This window comes from Thalassococcus sp. (assembly GCF_982780845.1).
In genome coordinates, this window is sequence record NZ_CEYADA010000018.1 from 23,968 (window position 1) to 41,361 (window position 17,394).

Annotated in this window: 17 protein-coding genes and 1 riboswitch; of the genes, 8 read left to right on the top strand and 9 right to left on the bottom strand. The window is 58.0% G+C overall.

The window, feature by feature from the left end:
- Nucleotides 1-32: 32 nt before the first annotated feature.
- Both AC4FIA_RS16545 and AC4FIA_RS16550 read right to left on the bottom strand, forming a co-directional pair.
- Nucleotides 33-566 (bottom strand): lysozyme inhibitor LprI family protein, encoded by a 534-nt coding sequence (locus AC4FIA_RS16545; protein WP_490366756.1) that lies wholly within the window; start codon nucleotides 564-566, stop codon nucleotides 33-35.
- 249 nt (nucleotides 567-815) lie between these two features.
- Complete coding sequence (locus AC4FIA_RS16550) at nucleotides 816-1,244, bottom strand: FKBP-type peptidyl-prolyl cis-trans isomerase (RefSeq protein WP_103911032.1); 429 nt, start codon at nucleotides 1,242-1,244, stop codon at nucleotides 816-818.
- A gap of 244 nt (nucleotides 1,245-1,488) precedes the next feature.
- On the opposite strand from AC4FIA_RS16550, the gene AC4FIA_RS16555 reads away from it, so the two are divergent.
- The 3 genes from AC4FIA_RS16555 to AC4FIA_RS16565 all read left to right on the top strand — a co-directional run bounded on the left by AC4FIA_RS16555 (nucleotide 1,489) and on the right by AC4FIA_RS16565 (nucleotide 3,518).
- Nucleotides 1,489-2,046, top strand: a complete 558-nt coding sequence (locus tag AC4FIA_RS16555) for a L,D-transpeptidase (RefSeq protein ID WP_103911031.1) — start codon at nucleotides 1,489-1,491, stop codon at nucleotides 2,044-2,046.
- Between the two features lie 7 nt (nucleotides 2,047-2,053).
- Complete coding sequence (locus AC4FIA_RS16560) at nucleotides 2,054-3,223, top strand: geranylgeranyl reductase family protein (RefSeq protein WP_490366757.1); 1,170 nt, start codon at nucleotides 2,054-2,056, stop codon at nucleotides 3,221-3,223.
- Nucleotides 3,224-3,311: 88 nt separating this feature from the next.
- The gene (locus tag AC4FIA_RS16565) at nucleotides 3,312-3,518 is read left to right on the top strand and encodes a hypothetical protein (protein ID WP_103911030.1); all 207 of its coding nucleotides are present in this window, start codon (nucleotides 3,312-3,314) and stop codon (nucleotides 3,516-3,518) included.
- Between the two features lie 125 nt (nucleotides 3,519-3,643).
- Here AC4FIA_RS16565 and AC4FIA_RS16570 read toward each other — a convergent pair whose 3' ends face one another.
- A complete protein-coding gene (locus AC4FIA_RS16570; protein ID WP_490366758.1) occupies nucleotides 3,644-4,312 on the bottom strand; it encodes an arylesterase in 669 nt (222 codons plus the stop codon).
- Between the two features lie 18 nt (nucleotides 4,313-4,330).
- Here AC4FIA_RS16570 and AC4FIA_RS16575 point away from each other — a divergent pair, with 18 nt between their 5' ends.
- The 3 genes from AC4FIA_RS16575 to AC4FIA_RS16585 are packed head-to-tail and all read left to right on the top strand — an operon-like array spanning nucleotide 4,331 to nucleotide 8,501.
- Nucleotides 4,331-5,023: an ABC transporter ATP-binding protein gene (locus tag AC4FIA_RS16575; RefSeq protein ID WP_490366759.1), complete on the top strand. Its 693-nt coding sequence runs from the start codon at nucleotides 4,331-4,333 to the stop codon at nucleotides 5,021-5,023.
- On the top strand, nucleotides 5,020-7,548 hold the full coding sequence (locus AC4FIA_RS16580) for an ABC transporter permease (RefSeq protein ID WP_490366760.1): 2,529 nt from the start codon (nucleotides 5,020-5,022) through the stop codon (nucleotides 7,546-7,548). The genes AC4FIA_RS16575 and AC4FIA_RS16580 overlap by 4 nt, the downstream gene beginning before the upstream one ends.
- 59 nt (nucleotides 7,549-7,607) lie before the next feature.
- Nucleotides 7,608-8,501 (top strand): inositol monophosphatase family protein, encoded by an 894-nt coding sequence (locus tag AC4FIA_RS16585; RefSeq protein WP_490366761.1) that lies wholly within the window; start codon nucleotides 7,608-7,610, stop codon nucleotides 8,499-8,501.
- 72 nt (nucleotides 8,502-8,573) lie between these two features.
- Here AC4FIA_RS16585 and gcvP read toward each other — a convergent pair whose 3' ends face one another.
- The 4 genes from gcvP to AC4FIA_RS16605 form a co-directional block, all read right to left on the bottom strand.
- Complete coding sequence (gene gcvP, locus AC4FIA_RS16590) at nucleotides 8,574-11,420, bottom strand: aminomethyl-transferring glycine dehydrogenase (protein ID WP_490366762.1); 2,847 nt, start codon at nucleotides 11,418-11,420, stop codon at nucleotides 8,574-8,576.
- Nucleotides 11,421-11,572: 152 nt separating this feature from the next.
- Nucleotides 11,573-11,935: a glycine cleavage system protein GcvH gene (gene gcvH, locus AC4FIA_RS16595; protein ID WP_490366763.1), complete on the bottom strand. Its 363-nt coding sequence runs from the start codon at nucleotides 11,933-11,935 to the stop codon at nucleotides 11,573-11,575.
- A gap of 22 nt (nucleotides 11,936-11,957) precedes the next feature.
- Nucleotides 11,958-13,202 carry a glycine cleavage system aminomethyltransferase GcvT gene (gcvT, locus tag AC4FIA_RS16600; protein ID WP_490366764.1) on the bottom strand — a complete coding sequence of 415 codons (1,245 nt, stop codon included), beginning with the start codon at nucleotides 13,200-13,202 and terminating at the stop codon, nucleotides 11,958-11,960.
- A gap of 198 nt (nucleotides 13,203-13,400) precedes the next feature.
- Nucleotides 13,401-13,487, bottom strand: a riboswitch (glycine riboswitch).
- A gap of 62 nt (nucleotides 13,488-13,549) precedes the next feature.
- Nucleotides 13,550-13,984 carry an RrF2 family transcriptional regulator gene (locus AC4FIA_RS16605; protein ID WP_490366765.1) on the bottom strand — a complete coding sequence of 145 codons (435 nt, stop codon included), beginning with the start codon at nucleotides 13,982-13,984 and terminating at the stop codon, nucleotides 13,550-13,552.
- A gap of 80 nt (nucleotides 13,985-14,064) precedes the next feature.
- On the opposite strand from AC4FIA_RS16605, the gene AC4FIA_RS16610 reads away from it, so the two are divergent.
- Nucleotides 14,065-14,634: a gamma-glutamylcyclotransferase family protein gene (locus AC4FIA_RS16610; RefSeq protein WP_490366766.1), complete on the top strand. Its 570-nt coding sequence runs from the start codon at nucleotides 14,065-14,067 to the stop codon at nucleotides 14,632-14,634.
- A gap of 412 nt (nucleotides 14,635-15,046) precedes the next feature.
- On the opposite strand, the gene gltX is transcribed toward AC4FIA_RS16610, so the two are convergent.
- Together gltX and AC4FIA_RS16620 are read right to left on the bottom strand one after the other, a co-directional pair.
- Nucleotides 15,047-16,384, bottom strand: coding sequence for a glutamate--tRNA ligase (gene gltX / locus AC4FIA_RS16615; RefSeq protein WP_490366767.1), 1,338 nt, complete (start codon nucleotides 16,382-16,384; stop codon nucleotides 15,047-15,049).
- Between the two features lie 75 nt (nucleotides 16,385-16,459).
- Entirely contained in the window at nucleotides 16,460-16,840 is a 381-nt protein-coding gene (locus tag AC4FIA_RS16620) for a VOC family protein (RefSeq protein WP_490366768.1), read from the bottom strand.
- Nucleotides 16,841-16,929: 89 nt separating this feature from the next.
- On the opposite strand from AC4FIA_RS16620, the gene soxR reads away from it, so the two are divergent.
- The gene (gene soxR, locus AC4FIA_RS16625; RefSeq protein WP_490366769.1) at nucleotides 16,930-17,382 is read left to right on the top strand and encodes a redox-sensitive transcriptional activator SoxR; all 453 of its coding nucleotides are present in this window, start codon (nucleotides 16,930-16,932) and stop codon (nucleotides 17,380-17,382) included.
- Nucleotides 17,383-17,394: the final 12 nt, after the last annotated feature.

Sequence of the window (17,394 nt, forward strand, 5' to 3'; positions counted from 1 at the left end):
AGGTATCGGCCACTGACCTCGCCCGCAGCACTTCAATCAGAGATTGTGAAGTAACGCTCCAAATGACCGGCTTGCTGAATCGAGAGGCGCGTAGTGCACTCAGCGGTAACTGCTCCCCAGCCAGAGCCCCCCGCATGCCAACCAACGATATTATCTTCGGAACACAATTCGCTGGAAAACTGAAGCCAGAGCCTCTGAGCGCTGCGCAAATTCGGCAAAGCCGTTTCGTCGTGCGCAATAAGCGGCCCTTGCTTCAAAATCCTGTTATAAACCGCATTCAGGTGCTCGTCTGCGCGCTCAAGACCAATAAAGTTACAGTATTCACGCGGGGACACAGCGACTCCCCCCGGACTCCCCAATCCATTACGAAAAAGCACTTTTTCCAGAGCTTTCTCGCATCGTTGAATTCCGGAAATTACGCATTGCTCACGCTGGACCGGATCAATTTCGAAACACGCCTCCACCTGAAGATAGGATTTATCATAAAAGTCTTCAGCTATGTCTGATGCATAGGCTTGGCTATAGAATCCGAAAAGAAAGACGCTCAAAACTGATGCACGCTTCAATGTAAAACTCCCTACTATAAACTAGCTTCATTAAATAGTTGCACAGACCACTCGTAACCGAGCGAAACCTATTGGCGAATAGGTACAGGGCGCTGTCTATGGTCAAGAAGCTCTCTACAACAACTGCCGCACATCAAGACAATGATGCATTAATACAACCCTAGGAAGCGCAGCCGCACTCTCCTGTCAAACAAAAAAACCAGCCCCAAACGGGACTGGTTCAAACTCACACCACATGGGCCAGACAGATCAGACGATCTCGACGACCTCGAAGTCGAAGGTCAGGTCTTTGCCTGCCAGCGGGTGGTTGGCGTCAAGCGTGACTTCGGTTTCGGTCACTTCTGCCACGGTCACGGGCATAACCTGACCTGTGGGTGTCTGCACCTGCAGCTGGCCACCAACCTCAAGCGGGATGTCCGCGGGCACGTGTTCGCGCGGGACTTTCTGCATCGCATCGGGGTTGGGCTGGCCGTAAGCTTCGTCTGCGGGAATCTCAACCTTTTTCTTTTCACCAACGGTCATGCCGGGCAGAGCCTTGTCCAGACCGGGGATGATCTGGCCCGAGCCTACGGTGAATTCCAGCGGGTCGCGGCCTGCGCTGCTGTCAAAGGTCGTGCCGTCAGCCAGCGTGCCTGTGTAGTGAATGCGTACGGTGTCACCGCTTTTGACGTCGGTCATGAAATATCCAATCAAGTCAGGGGATGGGTTCAGTGAGGCCGTATCTCGGACGGGTGCTCACGCAGATGCGGGAACCATAGTGGATGGGGGCGCGTTGTGCAAATAACCGCCTTAACCGCAAACAAACCACAGCATCCGTATATGTTGCTCAGTAACAACTCAACAGCAGTTGACATGACTGTGCATTGATTCCCGAGGTGACCTCGGCAAAATAGGACCGCTGCTAAATTACATGAGACTCGCTATGTTTTCCCGACGCTCTTTTCTTGCTACATCTGCCGCAGCTTCGGTGACACTGGCATCACCGGCGCTGGCATTCACCGTCAAACCCCGCTTCATGCCGCAAACCGTCAAGGTGCGCTCTGATCTTGAAGCGGGCCAGATCATTGTCGCGCCCAAGGCGCACTTCCTGTACTTCGTCGAAGCCCCGGGGCAGGCCCGTCGCTATGGCGTTGGCGTGGGCAAGGCCGGTCTGGAATTTACCGGAACCGCGACCATTCAGGTCAAAAAAGAATGGCCGACATGGCGCCCGACAAACGACATGATTGAACGCGATCCGCATAAGTACACCGAGTTCGTCGACAACGACTATGTCCAGCCCGGTGGCCCCGGCAACCCGCTGGGTGCGCGCGCGCTGTATTTGTTCCAGAACGGTCGTGACACCTACTTCCGTATCCACGGCACGACGCAGCCGTCGACCATCGGTCTGTCTGTGTCCAACGGCTGTATCCGGATGATCAACGACCATGTGATCGACCTGTACGACCGTGTTCCGCGCGGTACCAAAGTGACCGTCGTCTGACGGACGGGTGAACCGGACCTTACATTTCGACCTTATCGTGATTGGCGCAGGGCCTTCGGGCTCTGCGGCTGCATGTTGGGCGGCGCGATCCGGACTGAAGGTCGCGCTGATCGACAAACATCTCTTCCCCCGCGACAAACTGTGTGGCGGCGCGTTTACCGAGCGCGCCATGGGGCTTTACCGTCAGATATTTGATCAATGCGATCTGGGCGCGCCCCACGTCGCGCGTGATGCCGTGGAATTCTACGCCTTCGGATCGCCGCTGGGGCAATTGCACAGCCCTGCCCCCCTCCGCCTGACTATGCGCCGGTCACTGGACGCGCATCTGTTTGAATTGGTCATAAAGGCAGGCGCGCAGGATTTTACCGGCTCTCGCATCATTGATCTCTCGACGGAACCGGTCAGCGTCAATCTGGGTCACAGCGTTCTGACCGCACCTGTGCTGATCGGCGCCGATGGGGTGAATAGCTTTGTCGCGCGGCGTCTGTTTGGCCGGGCCTTCGAGTCAGACCAAATAGGTTTCGCGCTTGAGGTTGAAGCGGCTGGCCTTTCCCCCGATCTGCCGCTGCGCATTGATTTCGGCGCGGCCAACTGGGGCTATGGCTGGCAGTTTCCCAAGGCAGACAGCACCACAATCGGGATTGGCGGCATCCATGCCCGTAACCCTGATATGCGGCGCGACATGCTGCGCTATCTGAAAACCCTTGGCATCGCTGACGCCCCAAAGGTTAAGGGGCAATATCTGCCTTTCGGCTTCGCCCGTGCAAAACCCGGCAAGGCGCACATTCTGCTGGCTGGGGATGCCGCGGGGCTGGTTGATCCAATCACCGGCGAAGGCATCGCCTTTGCGCTGCAAAGCGGCAAGATGGCTGCGGATGCCGCACAGACAGCGCTACACGAAGGACGCCCCGAGGCAGCGCTTTCGATCTATCGCGCCCAACTGCGCCCCTTGCATCTGGCGATGTGGCAAGCACGACAGTTGCGGCACCTTTTGTTCAATCCAACGCTTCGAGCGCCGTTTCTGAACGGGTTTCAACGGTCTTCCACCATGAAAAAGGCCTACATGCAGCTACTTTCTGGCCAGACCGAATACGGCGAAATATCCCGTAAGATACTGACTAAAATGCCAAAACTTCTGATGCGGGCGGCAACCCCGATCGGCGTTCCAAAATTTTAATTCATTTATTTGCCTAGCCCCTGTCACATTCCCGCCCCAATGACCGTTAGAGATGGAGACAAGCGGTTAATGCAAAGGTGCACGACAAATGGCATTGGTAATGATCATGGCAGGTTCCATCGTAGGTTCTCTTTCGGCTCTGGCTGGCTGGACCGCGTTTGATCTGGGATTTTTGCAAAGCTTTGGTGTTTACCTAGCCATCAGCCTTGGATTTGGCGTTCTGGGCGCGATGCTGTCCCTGTCGACAAATTCCGATGAAGATTGCCACGGAATGGTGGGCCTAGCGAAGCCCTAAGGAATTTGCGCAAAGCCTACTTACATCAGCCCGCCATCGTGCGGGCTTTTTTGCACATCAACGTTACCAAACAAGCAACCTGGCCAAACCAACCGCGCACCAATTAATGCAAAGCAAGTGACGGGTTACTGCGTCCGCTCAACCAGTTCTTCGACGCGCGGCCCAAGCACGGATACGATCCGCTCGACCCCTTCGGCATTGGGGTGAATACCGTCCGCCTGCATGAACTCCCGAACATCTTGCAGGTTGGTTCCGCCGTTCACACGAAGCCCTTCAAAGAAATCGGGCATGAACAGCGTGTCATATTCCTGCGACAGCTCTGCATACATACTGTCGAAAGCCTCTTTAAAGCCGGCCCCATAATTCGACGGCGCCTCAAGCCCGACCAGCAACACAGGCAAGTCGCGCGCGGCCGCTATGTCCAGAATGGCAGCTAGGTTTTCGCGCGAACTGGTCGGATCAATGCCGCGCAGCAGATCATTGCCACCCAGCGCCACGATCATCGCATCGGACTGATCCGACAAAGACCATTCCACCCGCGACAGCCCCCCGCGCGTCGTGTCACCCGATACGCCCGCGTTCACGACCTTGGCATCAACACCCTGTTCGTCCAGCCATGCCTGCAATTTGGGCACAAGGCCCTGACCTTGCGGCAAACCATAGCCCGCAGTCAGGGAATCCCCCAACGCCACAACCTCGACCGGTTCCGCTGCAACGGCGCTTGTGCAAAAAATCAGGGCCAGCGCCGTCTTGCTCAGGCGATTTGAAGCCCCATATGTGAATAAACGTAACATCTGCCGGATCCTCATTTTATGCCCGATACCGTTCTTACCCTTAAAGATGTGACCTTGTCGCTCAGAAGCAATGCCGGACTTGTCGAGATTTTGCACGGCATCTCTCTGGACGTCACAAAAGGGGAAACTCTGGGTCTGATCGGGCCGTCCGGTTCTGGCAAATCCTCGCTTCTGATGATCATGGGCGGGCTTGAACGCGCGACCTCGGGCACCGTCAGCGCACTTGGCTGCGATCTGACAGCCATGGACGAAGACGCACTGGCGCGGTTCCGCCGCGATCACATGGGCGTTGTGTTCCAGTCCTTCCACCTGATCCCGACGATGACGGCCTTGGAAAACGTGGCGACGCCCTTGGAACTGGCAGGTGTCGACGATGCGTTCGACCGCGCGGCAGAAGAACTGAAGGCCGTGGGCCTTGCCTCCCGTGCCGATCACTACCCTTCGCAGATGTCCGGCGGCGAACAACAGCGCGTCGCCCTAGCCCGCGCATCTGCGCCGCGCCCTGAAATCCTGCTGGCCGACGAACCCACCGGCAATCTGGACGGCACAAACGGCGAAGCGATCATGGACCTGCTGTTCGGTCTGCGCGACCGACACGGGGCGACTTTGGTCATGGTCACACACTCGCGCGAGTTGGCCGATAAATGCGACCGCGTCATTCGCCTGACCGACGGCGCGATTGACCGGGCAGCCCTGCAGGCCGCCGAATGAGCCTGAAGACAGCCGCAAAATTTGCCCGCCGTGAATTGCGGGGCGGGATTAAGGGCTTCCGGATTTTTCTGGCCTGCCTGACGCTGGGCGTGGCCGCAATTGCTGGTGTCGGATCGGTCAAATCCGCCATTCAGGCGGGTCTGTCCGATCAGGGCGCCGTTCTGCTGGGCGGCGATGCCGAGGCACAGTTTACCTACCGCTTTGCCACCGACGAAGAGCGCGCTTGGCTGGAAAGCCGGTCCACTGCCCTGTCCGAGGTGACCGACTTCCGGTCGATGGTCGTTGTCGGCGAAGGCGACACCGCCGAACGCGGCCTGACCCAAGTGAAATCCGTCGATGACGCCTATCCCCTGCTGGGGGACATGGTGCTATCGCCGGACATTCCCCTGCCCCAAGCCCTGGACGGAACCGACGCGCTTCCCGGCGCGGTTATGGCCCCGCTGTTGGCAGACAGACTGGGCATCGCGCCCGGCGATACGTTCAAGCTGGCCGATAGGGACTTTTACCTAAGCGCTGTCATCGAAACCGAACCGGATGACACCGGCGGCGGGTTCAGTCTTGGCCCCCGCACCATGGTGCGTACGACCGATCTTATCGGCACGGGCCTTTTGGAACCGGGTACGCTGTTTGAAACCGAATACCGCATGCTGCTGCCCGAAGGCACCGATCTGGACGCGATCAAGGCCGAGGCCGAGGATCGCTACCGCGACACCGGCATCCGCTGGCGCGACAGCCGGAATGGTGCGCCCGGAACGGCGCGCTTTGTCGACCGTATGGGCGCGTTTCTGGTGCTTGTCGGCCTGTCTGGTCTGGCCGTTGGCGGCATCGGCGTGTCCGCTGCGGTCCGCGCTTACCTATCACGCAAAACATCTGTCATTGCGACGCTGCGCACCTTGGGGGCCAGCCGCGCGACGATCTTTCAGACGTATTTTCTGCAAATCGGCGCGCTGTCTTTGGTGGGGATCGTACTGGGCCTGATCCTTGGTGGGTTGATCCCTGTGCTATTCTCGCCGCTGATCACAGCATCGCTGCCGGTGCCTGCCATGTTCGGCATCCACCCCGCGCCGCTGTTCGAGGCAGCGATTTACGGCGTGCTAGCCGCGCTTCTGTTTACACTCTGGCCACTGGCCCGCACCGATGAGGTCCGCGCCGCCACCCTGTTCCGCGATGCCATGGCGGGCGCCAGCCTGCTGCCCGCCCCGCGCTACATCTTAGCCACGGGTGTCCTGCTCGCGATCCTTGTGGGCACCGCGATCCTGTTTTCAGGCGACGCGCTGATCACGCTCTGGACCGCGGGCGGACTGTTGGGTGCACTAATCATCCTCGCGCTTGCCGCAACCCTTATCCGCTTCGTCGCCCGCAAATCGGTCAAGGCCATGCGCGGCCGCCCCGCGTGGCGGTGGGCGATGGGATCAATCGGCGGCCCACGGGAAGAGGCCGCATCGGTTGTACTGTCACTGGGTCTTGGCCTGTCGGTTCTGGCCGCCATCGGCCAGATCGACGGCAACCTGCGATCCGCGATCAACCGCGATCTGCCGGATGTCGCGCCGTCCTATTTCTTTGTGGATATCCAGAAAGACCAGATGGATGACTATCTGGCGATCCTGAACGCCGACAGCGCCGTGTCCCGCATCGAAAGCGCGCCCATGCTGCGTGGTGTCGTGACCGAGATCAACGGCATCCCCGCGACCGAAGTTGCTGGCGATCACTGGGTGATCCGCGGTGACCGTGGCGTGACCTATGCCAACGCACTGCCCGACAACACGGACATCGTCGCGGGCGAATGGTGGCCCTTGGATTACGCCGGTGATCCGCAGGTCAGCTTTGCCGCAGAAGAAGCCGCCGAGATCGGACTGGAACTGGGCGACAAGATCACCGTCAACATCCTTGGCCGCGACATCACAGCAACGATCACATCGTTCCGCGAGGTCGACTTTTCCAACGCGGGCATGGGCTTTGTGATGACGCTGAACGCAAACGCGCTTCAGGCTGCACCGCATACTTTCATCTCGACCGTCTACGCAGACCCAGCAGAAGAGGCCCGCGTTCTGCGCGAAGTGGCCAGCGCCTTCCCGAACATCACCGCGATCAGCGTGCGCGATGCCATCGACCGCGTGTCGGTTCTTCTGGACGGTGTCGCAGGCGCGGTGCGCTGGGGCGCGGCGGCAACGCTGTTCACCGGTTTCCTTGTTCTGATCGGGGCGGCAGCCGCAGGCGAACAGGCCCGCACCTATGAGGCCGCCATTCTGAAAACCCTCGGGGCCAGCCGGAAACGCATCCTGATCAGCTTCACTTTGCGCTCTGCTCTGCTGGGCGCAGCGGCCGGTGCCGTGGCCATTGTCGCAGGCGTTCTGGGCGGCTGGGCTGTGTCGACCTTCCTGATGGAAACCAGCTTTGCCGTCGTCTGGCCATCCGCCTTTGGCATCGTGCTGGGCGGTCTTTTGACCACTTTGTTGGCAGGTCTGTTCTTTGCGTGGCGTCCATTGGCCGCACGGCCTGCGCAGGTCTTGCGTGCCCGCGAATAACTTGAACACAAAGACAGAGGGGCCTACCCAACAGGCACTTCCCGTCAGGAGACGATTCGATGAGTGAAACTTTACCCGCCACTGTCACAGCGCCGCTGTCCAACGCGCAAAAGACACAGATCCTGAACCTCGTGCGCCGTGCGGCCAAGGCCGAAATCCTGCCGCGGTTCCGCAATCTGGGAACCCATCAGATTGACCAGAAATCCGGCCCACAGGATTTGGTGACAGAGGCAGATAAAGCCGCCGAGGCGATGATCGCGCGCGGCCTTCAGATCATGTTCCCCCACGCCCTGATCGTAGGCGAAGAACATGCCTCGGACAATCCTGACGTGATCAAGGACATCGCGGGCGCCGAGCTGTGCTTTACCATCGATCCGGTGGACGGAACGTGGAACTATGCCAATGGCCTGACCGTCTTTGGCGTGATGGTGGCGATCCTGCGCTATGGTCAGCCTGTGTTCGGCCTGCTGTATGATCCGGTGATGAACGATGTGATCATGGCTGATCACACAAGCCCCGCCGAAATGGTTCTGCCCCGCCGCATCCGTCGCGAAGTCAAAGTCTCGGACGGTGGCGATATCGCCGATCTGACCGGAAGCGTGCCGCTGTACCTGCTGCCCGAAGACAAGCGTGAACAGGCCGCTGTTACGCTGACAAAATTCCAGCGCTGCACCATGTTCCGCTGCGCCTGCCACGAATTCCGCCTGCTGGTTCAGGGCAACATCGACTTTGTCCTGTTCGGCAAAATGACCCCGTGGGATCAGCCCGCGGGCGTCGCGGTTCTGCGTCAGGCCGGTGGTTATGCGGCCATGCTGGACGGCAGCGACTATCGCGGTGACATGACCGAAGGCTATCTGCTGTGCGCGCCCAATAAGGAAACGTGGGACAAGCTGCGCGATGTCTTTGCCTTCCTGCTTGAGACACCCGAAGAAAAAGCAATCGCGGCCGAGTGATCTCTTACCCGCGCGACAAAGAAAAGCCCCGCCTGATCGCTCAGACGGGGCTTTTTGTTTGGATTTGAACGCTTATTCCGCGTCTACGTAGTCTTCCATCGGGGGACATGTGCAGATCAGATGGCGGTCGCCATAGGCGTTGTCCACGCGGTTGACCGGCGGCCAGTATTTGTCCACGCGGAACGCACCCGGAGGGAAGCAGCCCTGTTCGCGGCTATAGGGACGGTCCCAATCGCCGACCAAGTCTTCGGTCGTGTGGGGCGCGTTTTTCAGCGGGTTGTTTTCCGCATCGATCTTGCCCTCTTCAATCGCGCGAATTTCCTCGCGGATCGCCAGCATCGCATCGCAGAAACGATCCAGTTCGGCCTTGGTCTCGGACTCTGTCGGCTCGACCATCAACGTGCCTGCAACCGGCCAGCTCATGGTCGGGGCGTGGAAACCACAGTCGATCAGGCGTTTTGCGATATCTTCAACCGTGACACCTGCCGATTTCTCGAACGGGCGCACGTCGACGATGCATTCATGTGCCACGCGGCCAGACTTGCCACGGTACAGAATGTCATACGCACCGGACAGACGCGTCGCGATGTAGTTCGCGTTCAGGATCGCGGCCTTTGTCGCTTGGGTCAGACCGTCGCCACCCATCATCAGGCAATACGCCCAGCTGATCGGCAACAGCGACGGCGACCCGAAGGGCGCGGCTGACACCGGACCAGCACCGGTCACATCCAGCGGATGCGAGGGCAGGTGCGGCGTCAGGTGCGATTTCACACCAATCGGACCCATGCCGGGGCCGCCACCACCATGCGGGATGCAGAACGTCTTGTGCAGGTTCAGGTGGCTGACATCGCCGCCCAGATCGCCGGGACGGGACAGACCGACCATCGCGTTCATGTTGGCACCGTCGATATACACCTGACCGCCATACTTATGTGTGATCTCGCAGACCTCTTGCACGGTTTCTTCGAACACGCCGTGGGTCGAGGGGTACGTGATCATGCAGCCTGCAAGGTTATCACCGTGCTGTTCGGCCTTGGTGCGGAAGTCGTCCAGATCGATTGACCCCTGATCATCGCATTTCACGACAACCACTTTCCAACCCACCATCTGCGCCGACGCGGGGTTGGTACCATGCGCGTTCACAGGAATCAGGCAAACATTGCGGTGCCCCTGCCCGTTCGCACGATGGTAAGCCGCGATAGTCAAAAGACCCGCATACTCACCCTGCGCGCCCGAATTCGGCTGCATCGAAATCGCGTCATAGCCTGTGATCTGGCACAGCTTGGCGTTCAGATCGGTGATCATCTCTTCATAGCCTTCCGCCTGATCGGCGGGGCAATAGGGATGCAGGTTCGAAAACTCGGGCCAGCTGATCGGCATCATTTCCGCGGCAGAGTTCAGCTTCATCGTACAGGACCCCAGCGGGATCATCGCACGGTCCAGTGCCAGATCGCGGTCGGCCAGACGACGCATATAGCGCATCATCTCGGTTTCGGCGCGGTTCATGTGGAACACGTCGTGCTGAAGATAGGCGCTCTGGCGGATCAGGTTGTTCGGCAAACGGTACGTCGGCATCAGATCGAAATCCTGACGTTCGATGCCAAAGGCCCGCCAGATACGTTCGATTGTGGCAGGACGTGTGGTTTCATCCAGCGTGATCCCGATCTTGGTTTTTCCCACCTTACGGAAGTTCACACCGTTCTGGATGCCCGCCTCCATCACGCCTTTCTGGAAGAGACCAACATCAACCGTGATCGTGTCAAAGAAATCGGCCTGATCAATGGCAAAGCCTGCTTCTTCCAGACCCTTGGCCAGACGCACGGTTTTGCGGTGGATGCGTTGCGCGATGGCCTTCAAACCTTCAGGGCCGTGGAAGACTGCGTAGAAACCCGCCATCACAGCCAGCAGAGCCTGAGCCGTACAGACGTTCGACGTCGCCTTTTCGCGGCGGATGTGCTGTTCGCGGGTTTGCAGCGACAGACGGTAAGCACGGTTGCCGTGGGCGTCGATAGACACACCAACAATCCGGCCTGGCATGGCGCGTTTGTAGGCATCACGACAGGCCATATAGGCCGCGTGCGGGCCACCAAAGCCCATGGGCACGCCAAACCGCTGGGTCGAGCCAACTGCGATATCGGCCCCCATCGCGCCCGGTTCTTTCAGCAGACACAGCGCCATCGGATCAGCGGCGATGATACCCAGCGCCTTGGCCTCGTGCAGCGCCTCGATCGGGGCCGAGAAATCCTGCAAGCCGCCATAGGTGCCGGGATACTGGAAGATCGCGCCGAACACCTGTGCGGGGTCCATATCCTCGGGTTTGCCGACGATGATTTCGATCCCCAAAGGCTCGGCGCGGGTACGCATGACAGCGATGTTCTGCGGGTGGCAGTTTTCATCGATGAAAAAGCCCGTGGCCTTCGACTTGGCCACGCGCTGCGCCATGGTCATCGCCTCGGCACAGGCCGTGGATTCATCCAGCAAGGACGCGTTGGCAATTTCCAGACCGGTCAGATCGGTGATCATCGTCTGGTAGTTCAGCAGCGCCTCAAGACGGCCCTGCGAAATTTCGGGCTGGTAGGGCGTGTAGGCCGTGTACCATGCCGGATTTTCCAGAATGTTCCGCTGGATCGCAGGCGGCGTCACGGTGCCGTGATACCCCTGCCCGATCAGCGATGTGACCACGTTGTTTTTCTTGGCCACCTGCCGCATGTGCCACAGCAATTCGCGCTCGGACATCGGCTTGCCGAATTCCAGCGGCGCTTTCTGGCGGATTGAGGCGGGAACCGTTTCCTCGATCAGTTGATCAAGGTCAGCCACGCCGAGGGCGCTGAACATGTCGGCCATTTCAGACGGCGACGGGCCGATGTGGCGACGGTTGGCAAAATCGTACGGCAGATATTCGGTTGGTTGAAAGGGCATCTCAGGCTCCTTGCTAACGCGGGTCGGACCAAGGCCCTAGCGCTTGAATATATCAGTTGCCTGCCGCGACGGGATGGCCGCGACGGATCTTGTTTTTACGTTTGTCTTTCAGGACAGGCAGGCCGCGCATCGATGCGCCCACCCGTCGGAAATTAGGAAATGAAGGCCTTGTAGGCGGCTTCGTCCATCATGTCGTCCAACTGCGACATGTCTTCGACTTTGACCTTGAAGAACCAGGATTCACCTTCGGCGTCTTCGTTGACCTTGCCGGGTTCATCCACGATCGCTTCGTTCACTTCGACGATCTCGCCATCGACGGGGGCAAGAATATCCGAGGCCGCCTTGACGCTTTCGATGACGACCACTTCGTCGTCTTTGGAAATGGTGGCGCCAACCTCGGGCAGTTCGACAAACACAACGTCGCCAAGCTGTTCAGCCGCGTGTTCGGTGATACCGACTACAACGATGCCGTCATCTTCTACGCGCAGCCATTCGTGCTCTTCTGTGAATTTCATGTGTATATACTCCCTACACAAGTCAGCGTTTAAAGCGGGCCGGTACGAACGGAAGATCAGCCACCGTTACCGGCAACCGTTTTCCACGCACTTCCCCGAACAAAGTCGTCCCTGTCTCGGCCATTGAGGCAGGCACGTATCCCATGGCAACCGGCCCTTCGACCGATGGCCCGAAACCACCCGATGTGACCTTCCCGACCGGATCGGTCGCGGTTTCATCGGCAAAAAGCATGACACCCTCGCGCATCGGCGCGCGTGTCCCCGGCAACAGGCCCACGCGGCGGCAGCTTGCGCCGTTGTCGAGTTCTTCCAAGATGCGCTCCGCCCCCGGGAACCCACCTGCGCGGTCGCCACCATTGCGGCGCACTTTCTGAATGGCCCATGTCAGCCCCGCCTCAACCGGCGAAGTTTCGGTTCCGATGTCATGCCCATAAAGACACAAACCTGCCTCAAGGCGCAGGGAATCCCGCGCACCAAGGCCGATGGGTTCAACATCGTCATGGTCCAGAATTTTGCGCGCTAGCATCACAGCGGCGGCTTCGGGCACCGAAATCTCGTATCCGTCTTCACCGGTATAGCCCGAACGGGACACCCAGCATTCAACGCCTTCGATTTCAACGGTCGCGACATCCATAAAGCGCATGTCTTTCAAGGCCGGTGCCAGTTCCGCCATGACGGCTTCGGACGCGGGCCCCTGAATAGCAAACAGCGCGCGGTTTTCGATGTGTTTGACAACGACATCCGGTTCAAGCCCGTCCCGCAGACGCGCAATATCAGCATCCTTGCAGGCCGCGTTCACGACCAGAAACAAATGATCCCCGCGATTGGCGATCATCAGGTCATCTTCGATCCCGCCCGCGTCATTGGTGAAAAAGCCATAACGCTGACGGTTTTCGGCCAACCCCTGCACATTCACTGGCACCAATGCCTCAAGCGCCTCGGCAGCATCTCGACGGCGACCGATCAGAACGACCTGCCCCATGTGGCTCACATCAAAGAACCCGGCCTTTTCGCGTGTATGCAGATGTTCTTTCATCACCCCCAGCGGATAGCTGACCGGCATGTCGTAGCCCGCGAACTCGACGATCTTTGCGCCCAATTCGACGTGCAGATCATAAAGCGGCGTGCGCTTTGGCCCCGTTTCTTCGACGTGACTATGGTCGTGATGGTGGTGGCGATGATGTTCGCCAGGACCATGCGGCACGCCACAGCCGCAAATATCCTGTGTTTCAAATTCCTTGAAACGATTGTCGTCCCCGTTGGCCATGCGGCACCCCGTCTGTTTAGCCGCCCGGGTCGCGTCGCACATAGGATAGCCACGTGCTGCTCTCGGGCATTCACGACACGGACCCTCCCCGTGCCTGGAACGCCCCCTCTGTCCTTGCAGCAGACCAAGGCCTGCATCGCGCCTGAGATCGTTATCCCTTCGGCGGGTCCGCGATGAACGAACCACTCTCCAGAGCATAATATCGCAGCGGTCCTTGAGCCTGAGAGTTTCCGGGGCGGTTGCTCCTTCGGCACCGACTAAAGTCGGTTCTCCCACTGTGATGCCAAGACGCTAGACGAAGCTTCCGCCTCTGGCAAGTGTTCCATTCGGAAAGAAGGTCGCAGGGGTTAACTTGCTGAAAAAATGCGCGAAAGTTCGGTGTTTCCGCCGACGAGGGACGCAAGATTGACGTCATCCAGACTTTTGTAAAATTCTTCTTCGGCGGAATCGAGCGCGGTGCGCAAACGACAGGCCGTAGCCAGCGGACAGGTGTTTGTCACCATGTCATGACATTCGACAATCGGCACTTTGGATTCGAAAGACCGGAACACGGCACCCACAGTGATATCCTCTTCCGCTAGGGCAAGAGCGAGCCCCCCCTTGCGTCCCCGCTGGGTTCGCAAGTACCCAAGCTGGGCAAGTTGATTCACGATCTGGCCAAGGTGATGCTCGGAAACATTGCACACCTGAGCAATGGAGGACTTAGTAATGCGTTCGCCGCGCTTGATAGCACAAAACATCAAAACCCTAAGCGCAATATCAGTTCGCTTTGTTACCCGCATTACCGTCGCCTCAATTCAGCAATAAACTTGAAGAATAGACTGCTTGCTACTCTTATTAGTTGAAATGGAAAATAACCGCTATGCCTAAATCGTTTTTCTTTGGATATGGATCCCTAGTAAACACGAAAACGCATTTATACAAGCGTGCAACTCAGGCTTGCGCAAAAGGATGGCGAAGAGAGTGGCGCTGGGTCCCCGGAAGAGAGTTGGCTTTCCTAACGGCAATTCCGGATTCAAGCAGCGAAATTGAAGGCCTAATTGCCGAGGTCCCAAATCAGGATTGGGCGGCGCTCGACGAGCGTGAAGAATTCTATGAACGTCTAAATGCCAATGATTGCACCGATCACGCAGTAAATGAGCCGCTTGATATCGCAATTTACGCAATCCCCCCTGCCAATTCGACCATCGCAAGCGATGATCACCCCATCATCCTGTCCTACCTTGATGTAGTTTTGCAGGGTTATCTTGAGGTTTACGGCGTTGAAGGCGCGCTGAAGTTCTTCGAGTCAACCACAGGGTGGCATGCTCCGATCATCAATGATCGTTCCGCGCCGCTCTATCCAAGATCGCAAAAGTTGAGTGCGGAAGAAACTGATTGGATTGACGAACAATTGGCATCACGCCGAATTAAAATAATTAACGCAGGGTAAAACTGAAAAATGAATGCGCCATTTAATCAGAAATGATTAATATTCATTTAAAATACATTATTTCGAAGCCGCACCCTTCACGCCATCTCCAATTAAAAAAGATGGCTGGATACCGAAAAAGGGAATTGCGATCGCATCACAGTATCAAAATGCGAAATCAATCGATCCAATGTCGTATTTATGGGTTCGACAAAAGGTATCCCGGGTCACGCAAGGAAATGCACAAACACCAAGCTCTGAGCCGACCTTCCTATATCCTGTAAATTAAATGTATATTAAACTCCCTTTATTGATGTAAAATAAACGCCTGTAATTGATACTAAAACGCACTTAGCAAATGCCAAAAGAAAATGGCCCCGCAGGGTCTGCGAGGCCATTTTGCGCCATAGCTTTCAAAATGACTATAGCAAAGTTATGCCTTGGCCAGACCGCGCGCCTTGACCACCTGCATCAGCGGCATCACGTCCCCCATCTCGGGGCCACGCTCCATGCCTGTGACGGCCTTGCGCAGCGGCATGAACAGACCTTTGCCCTTACGACCTGTCTGATCCTTGACCGCCTGCGTCCAGTTCTTCCATGTCTCGGCGTCATAGGGCGGTTCCGGCAGCAGGGTCATCGCTTCTGCGATAAAGTCCTGATCTTCGTCCGCAACAAGCGGCTCTGCACCATTGGTGAACAGGTCCCACCAACCGGCGATGTCCTTGCGTGTGGTGATGTTTTCACGCGCGACGTTCCAGAACGCCTCTTGTTTGTCAGCAGGGATGCCCAGCGCGTCCAGATCGGCGGAAACCGCATCTGCAGACAAACCGTGCAGTTTGCGTGCTGTCAGCGGGTAAAGGTCGTTTACGTCAAACTTGGTCGGCGATGCGCCGAATTGCGACAGTTCGAACCCTTCCGCGATTTCATCCAGCGTCATGCGCAGCTCAACAGGCTGCGACGACCCCAGACGCGCCATCATGCTCAGCAGTGCCTCCGGTTCGATCCCGCTTTCACGCAGGTCTTTCAGCGCCAGCGATCCAAGACGCTTGGACAGACCTTCGCCTTGCGGGCCGGTCAGCAGCGAATGGTGCGCAAAGGACGGATGGTCAAAACCAAGTGCCGCCATGATCTGGATTTGTGTCGCTGTATTCGTCACGTGGTCCGAGCCGCGCACAACATGGGTTACGCCCATATCGGTGTCATCAACAACAGAGGCCAATGTATACAGAACCTGCTTGTCGCCACGGATCAGGACAGGGTCAGATACAGAGGCAGCATCGATCGAGATATCGCCAAGGATACCATCGGTCCACTCGATCCGCTCGTGATCCAGCTTGAACCGCCATACGCCGTCACCGCGCTCAGCCCGCAATGCGGCCTTTTCATCGTCGGACAACGCCAGCGCCGCACGGTCATAGACCGGCGGCTTGCCCATGTTCAGCTGCTTCTTGCGTTTCAGGTCCAGTTCGGTAGGCGTTTCGAACGCCTCATAGAAACGACCGATCCCGCGCAGCTTGTCAGCGGCATCCGCGTAAAGGTCCAGACGTTCGGACTGACGCTCGGTCCGGTCCCAATGCAGACCCAGCCATTCCAGATCGCGTTTGATGCCGTCGACATACTCTTCTTTCGACCGTTCAGGGTCGGTATCGTCGATACGCAGAATGAACGTGCCGCCCGCCTTGCGCGAGATCAGCCAGTTCATCAAAGCGGTGCGCAAATTGCCCACATGAATGTGGCCAGTGGGGGAAGGTGCGAAACGGGTGGTTGTCATGCGAGTCTCCTGTTCGCAGTGCCCTTCCCATATACTGGTCAAATTGTCTAGGTCGGCTTAACGCCGCCCGAACAATCAGGCATAGCTGACGACCTCAATCTCGATCCCGTCAGGGGTGTCGAAATAGAACCGTTTGCCCGGCTCGTAATCGGCGTGGCTGTGCGGGATCAGCCCTTCTGACGCGACGCGCTTTTCGGCGGCATCCAGATCATCGACCATCACACCGATGTGGTTCATACCACCGGTGGTGAAATAGGTTTCCGCCTCGGCGCGGGCTTGATGGGTCGGCTGATAAAGCGCCACATAGCTGTCTTCTGTCCCCACATGGACAGACCGGCCACCATGAATGCTGGCACCTTCCCAGCGCACCTTCCAGTCGAACAAACGCCCCAGCAAAGCAGCCGATGCATCAATGTCGGCCACAGTCACGTTCACATGTTCCAATCCGATTTTCATTACGTCGTCCTTTTCGAAAATCACCGGCTTGATCCGGCCTGAATCGCACTCTACGATCTCAAGTTAACTTTAGATCAAGAGGATTTTTCATGCGTGCGGACGATATTCTCAGCATTGGTCAGGTCGCGACCCGCACCGGCCTCGCCGTATCCGCAATCCGCTATTACGAGGATATGGGCCTGATCACCCCGATGCGCGCCCCCGGTGGGAACCGTCGGTTTCGACGCGCGGACATTCGCAGGCTTAGCTTCGTGCGCATTGCCCAAGGGTTCGGCTTTACTCTGCCCCGCATCGCCGAACTGTTGGCGGACCTGCCCGAGGCACGCACACCGACGGCCAAGGATTGGCGGGCTATCAGCGAAGGCTTCAAACAGGAACTGGACCAGAAAATCGCGACCCTGACCAAACTGCGCGACGATCTTGATGGATGCATCGGGTGCGGCTGCCTCAGCCTTGATCGCTGCGCGCTTTACAATCGCGATGACAGTGCCGCCCAAAAGGGCGATGGCCCGCGCTATCTGATGGGCGACACATCGGACTAGCGGCTTCCCCTT

Coding starts and splice junctions, on each gene's coding strand:
- AC4FIA_RS16550 (WP_103911032.1), bottom strand. CDS start 1,244: ATGACCGACGTCAAAAGCGGTGACACCGTACGCATTCACTACACAGGC.
- AC4FIA_RS16555 (WP_103911031.1), top strand. CDS start 1,489: ATGTTTTCCCGACGCTCTTTTCTTGCTACATCTGCCGCAGCTTCGGTG.
- AC4FIA_RS16565 (WP_103911030.1), top strand. CDS start 3,312: ATGGCATTGGTAATGATCATGGCAGGTTCCATCGTAGGTTCTCTTTCG.
- AC4FIA_RS16570 (WP_490366758.1), bottom strand. CDS start 4,312: ATGTTACGTTTATTCACATATGGGGCTTCAAATCGCCTGAGCAAGACG.
- AC4FIA_RS16575 (WP_490366759.1), top strand. CDS start 4,331: ATGCCCGATACCGTTCTTACCCTTAAAGATGTGACCTTGTCGCTCAGA.
- AC4FIA_RS16580 (WP_490366760.1), top strand. CDS start 5,020: ATGAGCCTGAAGACAGCCGCAAAATTTGCCCGCCGTGAATTGCGGGGC.
- AC4FIA_RS16585 (WP_490366761.1), top strand. CDS start 7,608: ATGAGTGAAACTTTACCCGCCACTGTCACAGCGCCGCTGTCCAACGCG.
- gcvP (WP_490366762.1), bottom strand. CDS start 11,420: ATGCCCTTTCAACCAACCGAATATCTGCCGTACGATTTTGCCAACCGT.
- gcvH (WP_490366763.1), bottom strand. CDS start 11,935: ATGAAATTCACAGAAGAGCACGAATGGCTGCGCGTAGAAGATGACGGC.
- gcvT (WP_490366764.1), bottom strand. CDS start 13,202: ATGGCCAACGGGGACGACAATCGTTTCAAGGAATTTGAAACACAGGAT.
- AC4FIA_RS16605 (WP_490366765.1), bottom strand. CDS start 13,984: ATGCGGGTAACAAAGCGAACTGATATTGCGCTTAGGGTTTTGATGTTT.
- AC4FIA_RS16610 (WP_490366766.1), top strand. CDS start 14,065: ATGCCTAAATCGTTTTTCTTTGGATATGGATCCCTAGTAAACACGAAA.
- gltX (WP_490366767.1), bottom strand. CDS start 16,384: ATGACAACCACCCGTTTCGCACCTTCCCCCACTGGCCACATTCATGTG.
- AC4FIA_RS16620 (WP_490366768.1), bottom strand. CDS start 16,840: ATGAAAATCGGATTGGAACATGTGAACGTGACTGTGGCCGACATTGAT.
- soxR (WP_490366769.1), top strand. CDS start 16,930: ATGCGTGCGGACGATATTCTCAGCATTGGTCAGGTCGCGACCCGCACC.